Genomic DNA, 14,206 nt, shown 5'->3' with positions numbered 1-14,206 from the left:
TCCTCGAGGAAATTGCTCATGATGGATGCGCTGCTGTCCGGCATGGACCAACTGTTTACGCTCTCGACCATGATCGCCATGCTGCTGGGTGTCATCGCCGGCGTCATCGCCTCGGCGATTCCTGGCTTCACCATCACCATGGCCATCGTGCTGACCCTGCCGCTGACCTTCACCATGGACCCGCTGCAGGGCGTGGCCACCATGCTGGCGGTCTATGTCGGCGGTTACACCGGCGGCCTGATCTCCGCCGCACTGCTCGGCATCCCCGGCACGCCGTCGTCGGTGGCGACCACCTTCGACGCCTTCCCGATGGCGCGCAAGGGCGAGCCTGGCCGCGCCCTGGCGCTGGGTATCTGGGCCTCCTTCTTCGGTGCGCTGGTCAGCGTGGTGGTGTTGATCATCGCCGCCCCACCGCTGGCGCTGATCGCCGTCAAACTGGGCGCCTGGGAATACTTCTCGCTGATCATCTTCGCCATGACGGTGGTCGCAAGCCTGGTCGGCAAGTCTATGCTCAAGGGCCTGATGACCGGCCTACTGGGACTGTTCATTGCCACCGTCGGCTCCGACCCGATGATGGGGGTGGCACGTTTCACCTTCGACTCGGACCTGCTCGCCAACGGCTTCCCCTTCCTGGTGGTGCTGATCGGCATCTTCGCCGTCAGCCAGCTGCTGTCCGAGGTGGAAGACGCCGAGGGCGTCAAGCACGGCAAGGCGCTGATGCCCGACGACGTCAACTTCAACCCCATGGCGGCGCTGAAGGAAACGCTCAGCTATCCGGTCAACCTGGTGCGCTCTTCCTTGGTCGGGGTGTTCATCGGTGCGGTGCCCGGCGCCGGCGGCAGCATCGCCAACCTGCTGGCCTATGACCAGGCCAAGCGCGCCTCGAAGACCCCGGAGGCCTTCGGCACCGGGACGCCGGAAGGGGTGATCGCCTCGGAGTCCGGCAACTCGGCCACCTCCGGTGGCGGCCTGATTCCGATGATCGCCCTCGGTATCCCCGGCAGCGCGGTGGACGCGGTGTTGATGGCCTCGCTGATGGTCCATGGCATCGGCGTCGGTCCGCGCCTGATCATGGATCACGGTGATCTGGTCTACGGCATGTTCATGGCTATGCTGGTGGCCGCCTTGATGGTACTGGTGGTGTGTCTGTTCAGCATGCGCTGGTTTCTGCGCGTCACCGAGGTGCCCAAGTCGATCATCGTGCCGGTGGTCCTGGTGTGCTGCGTGATCGGTGCCTTCGCGCTGAACAACCGGGTCACCGACATCTACCTGCTGCTCGGCGTCGGTGTGTTCGGCTATGTGCTCAGCAAGCTGGACTACCCGCTGGCACCGCTGGTACTGGGCGTGATTCTCGGCCCCATCGCCGAGACCAACCTGCGCCGCGCGCTGATGTCTGACGAGAACTGGACGCTGTTCTTCACCCGTCCGATATCGCTGGGCCTGCTGTTGCTGGCGGCACTGTCGATCGTGCTGGCGGTACGCCACCACCGTCGCGCCAAGCGCCTGCAGGCGGCCTGACGGCCTGGGTGCCAATCACCCGACAGACCCTCGACGGGGCCCTGCTGGCCCCGTCGACGGTCACCATAACGATAACCCCTCCCCCTTCTTCCCTGACGACAAGGTTCCCCATGCGCTCTTTCTCCCAGCGTCTGCTGTCCCCCCTGGCCATCGCCTGCGCGACGATGCTGACGATGCCCGCCGCCTTCGGCGACGAGGCTCGCCAGGTGCGTATCGCCGTCGATGTGCCTTATCCACCGTTCGAATACCGCGACGCCAACGGCGAACTCGCGGGCTTCGAGATCGATCTGGGCAACGAGTTGTGCAAACGCGCCGAACTGGACTGCGAGTGGATCGTCCAGGGCTGGGACGGCATCATCCCCGGCCTGCTGGCACGCAAGTACGACGCCATCCTGTCGTCGATGCGCATCACCGAAGCGCGTGAACGCCAGGTTCGCTTCAGCGAGCCCTACGCCATGTCGCCCAAGGTCTGGGTGGCCCGTCGCGGCGAGGCCGTCGACCCGGAAGACCTGGCAAGCCTCGAGGGCATGACCGTCGGCGTCCAGCGCGGTACCACCCAGGACACCTACATCACCGGGCGATATCGCGACACCCTCGATATCCGCCGCTACGCCACCGCCGACGAGGTCGCCCTCGACATGGAAAGCGGGCGTCTGGACCTGGCCTTCATCAACTACCCGGTGGCCATCGAGGCGCTGGATATCAAGGCCGAGGATGGCGACTTCACCCAGGTCGGCGAGCGTATCAATTCGCCAGAATCGATCTTCGGGCGCGGCAATGCCATCGCCGTGCGCCCCCGCGATGAAGCCCTGGCCGAGACCTTCAACCAGGCTCTGGACGAGGTCTACGCCGACGGCACCTTCCAGCGCCTGATGGAGCAGTACTTCGACTACGACCTGCGCCCCGCCAGTCGCCAGTAACCGGCATGGCAATCACAAGGGCCCGCCTGAGCATGGCGGGCCCTTGTCGTTTCCTTCGTGGTTTCCCTTGTAGCTTCCCTCGATGCTTCCCTCGATGCTTTCCACGTTGTTCTGACCGGCGTCGGCTCAGCTTTCCGCCTCACCCCGCTTTTCGCCGTCGCGTGGATTACCGCTTTCGTTGCTGTTTTCCGGGCCGCTGTCAGGGCCGGCCTCGTCTCCGTCGACACTAGCACCGCCGCCGTTGTCGTCACTCGCTCTGCGGGCATAGCGTGCCAGCAACCACCTGACGCCTCTCTCCCACGCCCAGGTGGGTAAAAGCCAGTGCAGGAAGATCAATATCCTGGCGTCCCGAGGCCGCGCGTAGCGTCGACGTGGGCGACTGGCGGTCAGGGCATGGACCACCGCCTCGGCGATCATCTCGGGGGTGCCGGCCCGGGAGTGATCGGCAAGGATGGCGGCCATGCCGCGCTTGATCCGCGCATAGGGCGCCTCGGGAGGGTTCTCGCACAAGGGCTTGCGGGCAATCGCCGCCCATTCGCTGCGAATCACCCCGGGCTGGATCAGGCTGACGGACAGGCCAAAGGGGCGCGTCTCGACCCTCAGGGCATCACTCAGCGCTTCCAACGCGTACTTGGTGGCGTGGTACCAGCCACCCACCGGAAACCAGATACGGCCGGCCATGGAGCCGATATTGACGATGCGACCGCGCCGTCGACGTCGCATGCCGGGCAAGACCTCCCGAGTCAACGCCATCAGCCCGAACACGTTGACCTCGAACTGACGCCTGGCCTCCTCGATCGGGACTTCCTCCAGCACGCCATAGCTGCCGTAGCCGGCGTTGTTGACCAACCCATCGAGCTCGACGCCGTCGCGCTCGATACGTGTCAGCACCGCGGCAATGCTGTCGGCGTCGGTGATATCCAGCGCCAGCACCCGGGCGCCCTTATCAGCCAGGTGGCTCATGCGCTCGACCCTACGCGCGCCTGCATAGACGATAAACCCCTGCTCGAGCAGCGCGGTGACGATCGCCTCGCCGATCCCTGACGACGCCCCTGTCACCAGCACGCACCTTTCAGTCCCTTGATGGTTCAACGGCCAAGCTCCCTATTTCATGGATTCGGTTACCACGCTAGCGCGTTTGAATTCGAAGATGGCACTCACCTTTCGAGGTAGGTGCTCGATCTTGTGCTCTTTTAGCCCCGACCATGGTGAAGAGGCACAGGCCTCGGAGAGAAGGCACAGACTCGAGCTTTCATCACGTTATGCTCAAACATGCTTGGACAATCCAGGGGGGCTTCTTATCGGGTAACGCTGATCTAGAGTATGAAGTGCCTTTGAAGCGACTGGCCTCGGCCCTCGGCCGGCCACCGTCTCCCATGTCAGCACCGCCGTTGACACTCGTGCCTGCGCCACCGCCATCACGACCGTGCTCATCGGCGCCAGCGCTATCGATAACCGTCCCAGGAGCCGCCATGCCCATCCGCACGATCAACGCCCTTGCCCTGTCGCTCGCCCTTGCCATCACACCACTTGCGGCCTTTGCCGACGAGATGCCCGGCCGTCAGTTTGCTGATGTAGGAGACTTTCGCGTCGCCTATCGCGAATGGGGCGAGCCTGGTGACCCGGCGGTCATGCTAATCCATGGCATTCCGCTCAACAGCGTGCTGTTCTCCCGGGTGGGCCCGCTGCTGGCGGAACAGGGCTATCACGTCTTCGCGCCCGGCCAACTCGGGCTCAGCTACACCGACGGCCCCATGGATGCCGACCACTCGCTCAAGGGCCAGGCCGAAATCATGACCGACTTCGCCAATCAGGTCATGCCCGGCCCCTACATCCTGTTCGGCCACGACCTGGGAGGCGGCATCGCCCAGATCATGGTGACCGATCCCGAGCTCAAGGAGCAGAACCAGGTCCGCAAGATCGTGATCGGCAACTCCGCCGTGCTCGACATGTGGCCGGTCCCTGAGGCCAACGCCGCCATCGCCAAGGCCAAGTCCGCCGAGGCCAGCCAGGTCTTCAGTGCCGACAACGTCCGCGAGATCGTCAAGAACTTCGCCTCGGCAGGTCTCATGCAGCCGGAGGAGACCCTGACCGACGAGATCCTCGAGGACCTCTACGGCAACTATGCCGAGAACGAGTCGACCCGCAACCATTTCATCGAGTACCTCAAGGCCATGGATAACCGCCTCACCCTTGAGGCCTCACCTCAGATGGTGATGTGGAACAAGCCTGCGATGCTGCTGTGGGGCGTGCATGACCCCTTCCAGCCGCCCTACGTCTCCGGCGTGGCGCTGGCCCGCATCATGCCCCACGCCACCTGGGAATATCTGGACGCCAGCCACTTCTATCCGCTGGAGCGCCCACAGGAGGTGGTCGACGCCTTCGTTGCGTGGGACCGGCAGTAGGAGGTTCCGCCCTTGCCAGCGCTGCTCGCCGGAAGACCCGACCTTGGGTCCTGAACGGCGACGGCGTTCACCATGCCGATCACGCGCCCGCTTGATGCGGGCGCGTGCTGTTTCGCCAGCCGCTTTAATTCCCCTGGCGGTAAGCGAGCCCTCGCTCTCTCGTGGCGGGCGCCAACCTGAGGCATAGTGGACGCTCGATAGATTTCTTTCGCATCCATCATCTGCCCCTGGTCGACTCGCCTGTACTGGCTACCCGGGGCCCTGCAACGGAGGTCAGACATGGCTCGCATCCACGACGACAATGCCCAGGCAATCGGCAACACCCCGCTGGTGCGGCTGAACCGGGTCAATGAAGGCGCCACGATCTGGGCCAAGATCGAGGGGCGCAATCCGGCCTACAGCGTCAAGTGCCGGATCGGTGCGGCGATGATCTGGGATGCCGAGGAACGCGGCGTGCTCAAGCCGGGCATGACCATCATCGAGCCCACCAGCGGCAATACGGGCATCGCCCTGGCCTTCGTTGCCGCCGCCAAGGGCTACCCGCTGACCCTGACCATGCCGGCCTCCATGAGCCTGGAGCGGCGCAAGGTACTGAAGGCCCTGGGCGCCGAACTGGTGCTGACCGAACCGGCCAAGGGCATGCCCGGCGCCATCGCCAAGGCCGAAGAGATGGCCAAGTCCGATCCGTCGACCTACTTCCTGCCCCAGCAGTTCTCCAACCCGGCCAACCCGCGCATCCACGAGACCACCACCGGTCCCGAGATCTGGAACGATACCGACGGCGAGGTCGATGTCTTAGTAGCTGGCGTCGGCACCGGGGGCACCCTGACCGGGGTCTCGCGCTACATCAAGAAGACCCAGGGTAAAGCGATCACCACCGTGGCGGTGGAGCCCACCGACTCCCCCATCCTGACCCAGGCCAGGGAAGGCAAGGAACTCAAGCCCGCTCCCCACAAAATCCAGGGCATCGGTGCCGGCTTCGTGCCGGACAATCTGGACATGGATCTGGTCGATCGCGTCGAGACGGTCACCAACGAGGACGCCATGGCCATGGCCCATCGACTGATGCGTGAGGAAGGCATCCTCTGCGGCATTTCCTGCGGGGCAGCGGTCGAGGCTGCGGTGCGTGTCAGCAAGCTGCCTGAGTTCGCCGGCAAGAATATCGTGGTGGTACTGCCAGACAGCGCTGAGCGCTATTTGAGCTCGGCGCTGTTCGCTGACCTGTTCACCGAGCAGGAACTCAACCAGTAACGTCGCCCAGACGGTCAACAGGCGAGCCGGCCCGTGCCGGCTCGCCTGTCATTTCGATCCCGCCTTTCATCGCTGCCGCTGGAGAGGCGAGTCGCGCAGCCTCCCGCGGCATCTCAGGTATTGAGCACCACGCCGCCATTGAGGTGCAGCGTCTGACCACTCATGTAAGACGACTCCTCGCTGGCCAGATAGACATAGGCGGGCCCCATCTCGCTGGGTTGGCCTGCCCGGTTCATCGGCACCTGACCACCGAACTCGGCGACCTTTTGTTCGTCGAAGCTCGCCGGGATCAACGGCGTCCATACCGGCCCCGGCGCCACTGCGTTGACGCGAATCTCGCGATCCATCAGGGTCGCCGCCAGCGAACGTACCAGTGCCTGCACCGCCCCCTTGGTCGCGGTGTAGTCGAGTAGGGTGTCATTGCCCTTGAAGGCATTGATCGAGGAGGTAGCGATGATGGTATCGCCGGCGTCGAGGTGGGGCACCGCCGCCTTGGACAGATAGAAGTGGCTGTAGACATTGGTGCGGAAGGTCCGCTCCAGCTGCGCATCATCCACCTCGGTAATATCGGACCAGTCATACTGTTCGGCGGCGTTGTTAACCAGGATATTGAGCCGTCCAAAGCGCTCGATGGTGCTGGCCACGGCCTGACGACAGAAGTCGGCATCGCCGACGTCCCCTTTGAGCACCAGGCACTCACCGCCTTCCTTCTCGACCATCTGGCGGGTGGTCTCGGCGTCCTGATCTTCTTCCAGATGCACGATGGCGCAGTGCGCGCCCTCACGGGCATAGTGCACCGCCACGGAGCGACCGATACCGCTGTCTCCGCCGCTGATCAGCGCCACCTTGCCGTCCAGCTTGCCGCTGCCACGGTAGCTGTCCCGGATCACCTCCGGCTCGGGCTGCATGGCCGACTCGCTGCCGGGCTGACGATGCTGTTGCTGAGGGGGTTGCTGTGTAGACATGGATCCACTCCTTCGGCTCATCGACATGGCGAACGTCATGGCCCCCGCCACCACGGGCATCCCTGGGGGCCGGCGGTACGCAACACGCGTCTGCGGCAGAAGCCCTTTTCTGCACGTGACGTGAAGGTTGTGTACCATTTTTGTACAGAGTGGGACAGTCAGCGACTGACTTCAAGTGGCAAGCAACGACTTTGCACCGTCAAGCATCTCGACCTCTCGCCGCCTTCATGTCGCTCACACTGGTCCATAGGCTCTGCGTGCCGACGTGCCCCCTATCCCCATGGCTTGAAAAGGAACACCCATGCCCCATCGCACTCCTCCCAGCGTCAGTCGCCAACGCAACAAGGTGGTCAGTGCCGAGGAGTCGGTACAGCTGATCCGTGACGGCGACAGCCTTGCCACCGGCGGCTTCGTCGGGGTGGCCTTTCCCGAGGCACTGGCGGTAGCGCTGGAGCAACGCTTCGTGGAGTCCGGCCATCCTCGTGACCTGACGCTGATCTACGCCGCTGGCCAGGGCGACGGCAAGGGCCGTGGCGTCGATCACTTCGGTCACCCGGGACTGCTCAAGCGCGTCATCGGAGGCCACTGGGGGCTAGTGCCCCGCTTGCAGAAGCTGGCCATCGACAACCAGATCGAGGCCTACAACCTGCCACAGGGCGTGATCTCCCATCTATTTCGCGACACCGCCGCCGGCAAGCCGGGCACCCTGACCAAGGTGGGGCTCGATACCTTTGTCGACCCACGCCAGGGGGGCGGCAAGATCAACGAGCGCACCACCGAAGATCGCGTGCGGCTGATGCCTATCGATGGCGAGGAGTACCTGTTCTACCAGGCTCAGCCGATTCAGGTCGCGCTATTGCGCGGGACCACCGCCGACGCCGACGGCAATGTGACGATGGAGCGTGAGGCGCTGTTTCTTGAGATGCAGGCCATTGCCATGGCGGTGCACAACTCCGGAGGCATCGTCATCGTCCAGGTCGAGAGTCTGGCCGAACGAGGCACCCTCAAGGCCAAGGACGTGAAGATCCCCGGCGTGCTGGTCGACGCCGTGGTGCTGGCACAGCCCGAGCATCACTGGCAGACCTTCGCCACCCAGTTCAGTCGTGCCTTCGCCGGCGAACTGAAGGCGCCGATGAATGACATCGCCAGCCTCTCGCTGACCGAGCGCAAGGTCATCGCTCGCCGCGCCGCCTTCGAGCTTCGTCCCAACAGCATCGTCAATCTGGGCATCGGCATGCCCGAGGGCATCGCCAACGTGGCCAATGAGGAAGGGCTGCTGGAGTACCTGACGCTGACCGCCGAGCCCGGCGTCATCGGCGGGCTGCCGGCGGGCGGGCTCGACTTCGGCGCCGCCATCAATACCCAGGCGATCATCGACCAGCCAAGCCAATTCGACTTCTACGATGGCGGCGGCCTGGACATCGCCTTTCTCGGTCTCGCCCAGGTCGACCAGGAGGGCAGCGTCAACGTCAGCCGTTTCGGCCCCAGGCTTGCCGGCGCCGGCGGCTTTATCAACATCAGCCAGAACGCCAAACGGCTGGTGTTCGTCGGCACCTTCACCGCCGGTGCCCAGCTGTCCATCGACTCGGGAAGACTAAAGATCGACGCCGACGGCAGCCAGCGCAAGTTTGTCGAGCGCGTCGAGCACCGCACCTTCAGCGGTCCCCTGGCGGCGAAGCGCGGCCAGCCGGTGCTCTACGTCACCGAGCGCTGCGTGTTCGAACTGCGTGCGCAAGGGCTGACGCTGATCGAAATCGCCCCGGGGGTGGAACTGGAGCGCGACATCCTGGCGCTGATGGACTTTCGGCCCCACATCGACGAGCCCCTTGCCACCATGGATCCCCGCCTGTTCGACAGCGCCTCCATGGACCTGCTCGAGACCCTGCTGGAGCGCCCGATCGCCGAGCGCTTGAGCGTCGATCTCGACACTTACCAGTTCTTCATCAATTTCGAGGGACTGGCGGTCAACGACGATGACACCATCGCCACCATCGAACGGGAGGTCGAACGCCTGCTTGAGCCCCTGGGCCGTCCCGTCTATGCCATCGTCAACTACGACAACTTCACCATCGCGCCGCACCTGGTCGAGCGCTACACCGAAATGATCTGCGGATTGTCCGAGCGCTTCTACGAGCGCGTCACTCGCTACACCACCAGTGCCTTCCTGCGCCTCAAGCTCGGCGACGCGCTGGAGCGCCGTGCCGATGCACCGCACATCTACGAGAACCGCAAGGACGCCCTGAGCCACCTGCTCGACGAGCAGCAAGACAGCTGACCATTCTGCGACCATATGGCTGTCTGATGGCTCTCCATGAAAAAGGCGCTGGAGTTTCCTCCAGCGCCTTTTGTGCAAGCGGCTTGAAAAACGTCTGCCTTCAGCCGGCTTCCCGATCCTGCATGTCCTGCAGATACTCTTCAGCGAGGTTGGCCTTGGTGGCATCGTCAAAGGCGCGTCCGGCGAGCTGAAACACCTCCTGCTCTTCCTCGTCGAGGTGGTGAGTGACCAGATGCTGCAGCTTCTTGGCGCTGGCAAGCCAGCCCGGTGAACTGTAGTCGGTCGTCTCGAGCGCCTCGATCAGCTCATCGATCTCGTGGTGCTCGGCCACGCTGTGCCGCGCCTTCTCCTGGGTCATGTCATGCTCCATCATCGGCATGTACAGGGCCCGCTCTTCTGCGCCAGCGTGGTTCTCGAGCTCCTCCTTGACGCGCTTGAACAGCTCATCGCGCCCGTCACTGTCGCCTTCGGTCTCCACCAGCAGTTCCAGCAGGCGGCGCTGCTTGTCGTGGCTCTCACGCAGGGCTTCAAAGATGGTCACGGATCTCTTCCTCCTTGTAGAAGCGGTGCCAGGATCGCGCCGTCGACGGCGTCTGTTCCATGGCGATGTCACGGCTCTTCCATATACCAAACTTATACAAGGATGGTTTTATTGTTCAAGATCCGCAACCCGAAGCCTACGATCGCCTAAGTCTACCGAGTCTTTTGCCCAATTCTTCTCCACTCCTGCTGGCCTTTACTCCCAGGCCAGACGGCTACGGGAAGAAAGCTTGCTCAGCGAACCCGCGGGAGCGCTTTGCGAACGCTTGAGGACGCTAGCCGGTCGGATTCGTCCGGGAGGCGCCAGGTAACGACCGCCAGCAATGGGACGAACGTCATTTTCGGGCGGACCCAATTGGCAAATTCTTGCTCGGTACGTGCCAAATCGTGCGGCTTCGGGAACACCTCGAGTCGCACCGACAGGTTGTCGGTTAGCATCCGACAGAGGCTGCGTCGACTGACTACAAACTCGGACGTCAGCCGCCCTGAGGCGGCAATCCCGGCTACAGTGTGTGGGCAGCAAGGAGCCGGGGGGATGGACGATGGTAGCTTGCCCAGCCACTCGGAAGCTGCGTTACTGTACATGGACACGCAATAGCGGGAGGACACCCTGCCTTGAGAGCCAGCATTCGACTTGCCGTCATGGCCTCATGCATCGTGCTTTCCGCCCGAGCCGCCGACTCCCCTCCTCTGACGTCAGGACAGACCCTCTACCAGCAGGGAAGTCACGGCGAGTCGCCTCATACCTCCTGTGCAAGCTGCCACGGTGTCGATGGCCTGGGGATCGATGGCACTGCACCTGCTGTCCATTGGACGGCATTGACCAGCGAAGACCACCAGCCTGGCTATGATCGAACGAGTCTGCTGAAGGCACTGAGTCAGGGCATCGCTCCCGATCAACGCCGACTGTCTGCGCAGATGCCACGTTACGTGCTGGACGACGACGTTCTGGACTCGCTGATCGACCACTTGCAACAGCTCTCGGCGGCGACGGACACCGGCATCGAACCCACACGTGTGCTGGTGGGCATCTCAGGCAATTCGGACCTGGATATCGGCTTCAGCGCGGCCATTGCTGCCTTCAATAGCCAGGGCGGCGCTTTTGGTCGACGTATCGAGGTGACGACGCGGCCTGACGTGTTGACGACCCTGGCCGAGATCGATGACCGGCTGGAAGAGCGCCTGCAGACCGCCTGCCTGGTGGCCGCCGTCGAGGAAGTGCGCAATACCAGCGCACAGCGCGTGGGCCTGCTCGGCCGCCATGGCGATGAATTTCGCTTTCGGCTGATGACCATGAGTCTTCCGCTCTCGGCGGCAGCCGATGTGACCCTGGTCGCCAGCGACAATATTGTCGACGAACTGGAAAATGGTGAACTGCTGGACACCCCCAGAACCCTGGTCGGTTGTCTGGATCATCTCGGCGAACACGCCGCTGCCCTGGCAGAAGCCGGCCATGAGGTTATCCTCGCCATACCGCACCAGGATGCCCTGAGCTGGGCCGCCCTCCACGATCAGGGGCCCGAAGCCCTGCGCGGCTACGCCCTTGGCGCCCTGCTCGGAGAAGCCCTGGCTGCAGCGGGGGCCGATCTGACACCGGAGCGATTGAACAAGGCACTCGAGAGCATTGCTCTGACGGCCCAGACTGTCTATCTGGAACCTCGCTTCACCCCGAGGTATCTGCTCAGCCCGCCGTGATCAGACGCGCCGTCAGATACATGCCCAGGGCAAAGACAATATGGCCCACCACGTTGTTCATGCGGGCGAGGCTCGGGTTGGGAGCGCCCGAGCAGGCAACCCCCACTCCCATGCCAGGCTGCAGGATGAACCAGCCCGCGCCTACCGTCACCAGGCCCACGATCAAGGCCGGGCCAAAGGTCGGTGCCAACGCCCAGCCATCTCCCCACACCAACAACAGCGCCAAGGCAAAGCTCACGCCCACGACGTAGTGCATGATCCAGCCGATGGCGAGCTCCCCGCCGATCGCAGGCGAGGAAGCGATCCCCTGCCGATGGACCAGTCTCCCCTTGGGCAAGCCCGAAAACCAGCGGCCGACCAGATGCCAGGGTGGCAGTGGTTGCCCTATCGACTTGTTCAACAGCCAATTCCACAGATCCAGCAGGGCAGTCCCCCCGACACCGATCACCAGGGCAAGACCAAGCGTATCGAACATCCCTTTCTCCTGACACTGGACTCCATCAACCGCCCTGGAGCCGAAGGCATAAGCGCCCGTCACACGATCGGCGTCACCACCGACGCGCGCAGGCCAAGTGGAAATACTATCCATCAAGCAGAGGCGCCATTCATGCCACCTGAGCCGACAACCGCCTGACCAACCTAGCGTGAAAGCAGACACTTCACCAGAAACGCATGCCCAAGCGCCTGCGCTCGCTAACGACGTCGATATCGAAGTCGCTATCGAAAGGGCAAGGCCCGAGGAACCATCACTGGATGATATCCACCGGACCCTATCGGCAAGCGCCCGCCGCAGAAATATTCATGGACTCCGCTCTCGGAGGCCGCTCTCAGCAGGCGTCACGGCGCTTAGAAGGCGTTGAGCGGGATCTTGAGGTAGCGACGACCGTTGGACTCTGCCTTGGGCAAACGCCCTCCCAGAATATTCACCTGGAGTGACGGCAGCATCAGCGCAGGCATCGGCAAGTCCTGGTCGCGTCCATTGCGCATGGCGATGTAACCGGCCTCGTGCTGACCCTGGAGATGGATGTTGTCACGGCGCTGCTCAGCCACCGTGCTCTCCCACCGGGGCTCCCGGCCTCCGGGGCGATAGTCGTGTCCGGTAAATATGCGGGTATCTTCCGGCAAGGCAAGCAGATCCTGTATCGACTGCCACAACGCCTGAGCGTCGCCACCGGGAAAGTCTGCCCGGGCCGTGCCGAAGTCGGGCTGAAACAGGGTGTCGTGGACGAAGGCAGCATCACCGACGCGGTAGGTCACCGACGCCAGGGTATGCCCGGGAGAGAACATCACCTCGACCTCGAGACTACCGATGGAGAAGCGATCCCCCTCGGCCCACAGCCTGTCCCACTGACTACCGTCGCAGGCGAGCTCCGGCCAATGATAGATATCCTTCCACAGCGCCTGTACCTCGGTAATCTTTTGCCCAATTGCCGTCGGCGCCCCCGTCTGCTGCTTGAGATACTGCGCCGCCGACAGATGATCGGCATGGGGATGGGTATCCAGCACCCACTCGACTTCGAGGCCGTGCTCCTTCACGTAGCCAAGCAGTTCATCCGCGCTGGCTGTGGACGTCGCACCGGAGGCCGCATCGAAATCAAGCACCGGATCGATGATGGCACACCGTCTGGTATCGGGGTCCGTGACCACGTACTGGACGCTCGATGTCGCGGTATCGAAGAACCCCGTCACCTGTGGCCGCCCCTCGGAATGACGAATTCGTTGCATCTGGCACCTCCTTCGCTCTGTGTACGATGAATATGCCATTTCGATCTTTCTTTAGCACCTTTGTTCCATCCAGAGCAGCATTCCGCATGGGAAGCAGAAACGAAAGAAGCCCAACTCCTCTCGGAATTGGGCTTCTTCTAAAGAAAATCCTGACGTCGGGGCGGCTCTCTCCGGGGCGGCCTTCCGCATACTCTCGCATACGAGGAAGGGTCATCGTACAGACATCCCCCCAACTCTTTCGGAGCTGGGTTTTTTGCTTATCTAAATGCCTGAGGATGACACTTAGACAACAAGGTCGCTCGCATGGGGGTGAGTCACCCCAGGGTTTGCAGCGAAGCTGCAAGGGGTGACGAACGACGCGAGCTTGCCCTTGAGAAGAGCCAGGCCGGACCGCGCCGAGGGGGTTATCGGCGCGGCCCCACATATAAAGAGAGGGGCTGAACTTGTAGAGAGACCATGCATGCGCTCTTTACAAAAAGAAGGCCCGACTATCTCTCGATAACCGAGCTTCTTCTGAATAAATGCCTGATGGACGGTCCCGCCTTCTGCTCTACAGCGCCCGTCCGTCCTGGCCGCCGCTCTTCCCTGAAGACTGCCGGATGACGCCACCAAGATAACAATGTTTCTCGCATGGGGGTGAGTCACCCCAGGGTTTTGCGGCAACGCCGCAAGGGGTGACGAACGACGCGAGCTTGCGAGCGGCCGGACCGCACGCAGTGCGGCCCCACATATAAAGAGAGGGGTCTTCCCCATGCATGCGAAAAAGCCCAACTCCTCTCGGAATTGGGCTTCTTCTGAATAAATGCCTGACGATGACCTACTCTCGCATGGGGAGACCCCACACTACCATCGGCGCTGAGCGGTTTCACTTCTGAGTTCGGCAAGGGATCAGGTGGTTCCCACTCGCTATGG

General features: G+C 63.0%; 11 protein-coding genes and 1 rRNA gene. 6 read left to right on the top strand and 6 right to left on the bottom strand.

The annotated features are described in order from the left end of the window. The first annotated feature begins 18 nt into the window (after positions 1 to 18). Positions 19 to 1,518: a tripartite tricarboxylate transporter permease gene (locus C9F12_RS00060; RefSeq protein ID WP_231498630.1), complete on the top strand. Its 1,500-nt coding sequence runs from the start codon at positions 19 to 21 to the stop codon at positions 1,516 to 1,518. 110 nt (positions 1,519 to 1,628) lie between these two features. Then, positions 1,629 to 2,438, top strand: coding sequence for a transporter substrate-binding domain-containing protein (locus C9F12_RS00055; protein ID WP_108447585.1), 810 nt, complete (start codon positions 1,629 to 1,631; stop codon positions 2,436 to 2,438). A 126-nt stretch (positions 2,439 to 2,564) separates the two neighbouring features. Here the strand turns inward: C9F12_RS00055 and C9F12_RS00050 are convergent, their stop codons facing one another. Further along, the gene (locus tag C9F12_RS00050; RefSeq protein ID WP_108447584.1) at positions 2,565 to 3,503 is read right to left on the bottom strand and encodes an oxidoreductase; all 939 of its coding nucleotides are present in this window, start codon (positions 3,501 to 3,503) and stop codon (positions 2,565 to 2,567) included. A 407-nt stretch (positions 3,504 to 3,910) separates the two neighbouring features. On the opposite strand from C9F12_RS00050, the gene C9F12_RS00045 reads away from it, so the two are divergent. Further along, a complete protein-coding gene (locus C9F12_RS00045) occupies positions 3,911 to 4,843 on the top strand; it encodes an alpha/beta hydrolase (protein WP_162816340.1) in 933 nt (310 codons plus the stop codon). Between the two features lie 279 nt (positions 4,844 to 5,122). Continuing rightward, positions 5,123 to 6,094, top strand: coding sequence for a cysteine synthase A (cysK, locus tag C9F12_RS00040; RefSeq protein ID WP_108447582.1), 972 nt, complete (start codon positions 5,123 to 5,125; stop codon positions 6,092 to 6,094). A gap of 113 nt (positions 6,095 to 6,207) precedes the next feature. Here cysK and C9F12_RS00035 read toward each other — a convergent pair whose 3' ends face one another. Then, the gene (locus tag C9F12_RS00035; RefSeq protein WP_045993342.1) at positions 6,208 to 7,059 is read right to left on the bottom strand and encodes an SDR family oxidoreductase; all 852 of its coding nucleotides are present in this window, start codon (positions 7,057 to 7,059) and stop codon (positions 6,208 to 6,210) included. A 301-nt stretch (positions 7,060 to 7,360) separates the two neighbouring features. Here C9F12_RS00035 and C9F12_RS00030 point away from each other — a divergent pair, with 301 nt between their 5' ends. Continuing rightward, complete coding sequence (locus C9F12_RS00030; protein WP_108447581.1) at positions 7,361 to 9,334, top strand: acyl CoA:acetate/3-ketoacid CoA transferase; 1,974 nt, start codon at positions 7,361 to 7,363, stop codon at positions 9,332 to 9,334. Positions 9,335 to 9,434: 100 nt separating this feature from the next. Here the strand turns inward: C9F12_RS00030 and C9F12_RS00025 are convergent, their stop codons facing one another. Next, positions 9,435 to 9,875, bottom strand: coding sequence for a hemerythrin domain-containing protein (locus C9F12_RS00025; RefSeq protein WP_108447580.1), 441 nt, complete (start codon positions 9,873 to 9,875; stop codon positions 9,435 to 9,437). Between the two features lie 641 nt (positions 9,876 to 10,516). Here C9F12_RS00025 and C9F12_RS00020 point away from each other — a divergent pair. Further along, positions 10,517 to 11,569: a cytochrome c gene (locus tag C9F12_RS00020; protein ID WP_162816339.1), complete on the top strand. Its 1,053-nt coding sequence runs from the start codon at positions 10,517 to 10,519 to the stop codon at positions 11,567 to 11,569. Here the strand turns inward: C9F12_RS00020 and C9F12_RS00015 are convergent. From C9F12_RS00015 to rrf, 3 genes are all read right to left on the bottom strand, one after another. Further along, positions 11,556 to 12,044, bottom strand: a complete 489-nt coding sequence (locus tag C9F12_RS00015; RefSeq protein WP_108447578.1) for a DUF2938 family protein — start codon at positions 12,042 to 12,044, stop codon at positions 11,556 to 11,558. The two genes, C9F12_RS00020 and C9F12_RS00015, sit on opposite strands and share 14 nt — an antisense overlap. Positions 12,045 to 12,415: 371 nt before the next feature. Then, positions 12,416 to 13,294, bottom strand: a complete 879-nt coding sequence (locus C9F12_RS00010; RefSeq protein ID WP_108447577.1) for an MBL fold metallo-hydrolase — start codon at positions 13,292 to 13,294, stop codon at positions 12,416 to 12,418. 804 nt (positions 13,295 to 14,098) lie between these two features. After that, a 5S ribosomal RNA gene (gene rrf, locus C9F12_RS00005) occupies positions 14,099 to 14,206 on the bottom strand; the annotation flags it as partial.

The organism is Halomonas sp. BN3-1 (assembly GCF_003056325.1).
GTDB classification, from domain to species: domain Bacteria; phylum Pseudomonadota; class Gammaproteobacteria; order Pseudomonadales; family Halomonadaceae; genus Halomonas; species Halomonas litopenaei.
This window is presented reverse-complemented; position numbering and strand designations above follow the sequence as displayed.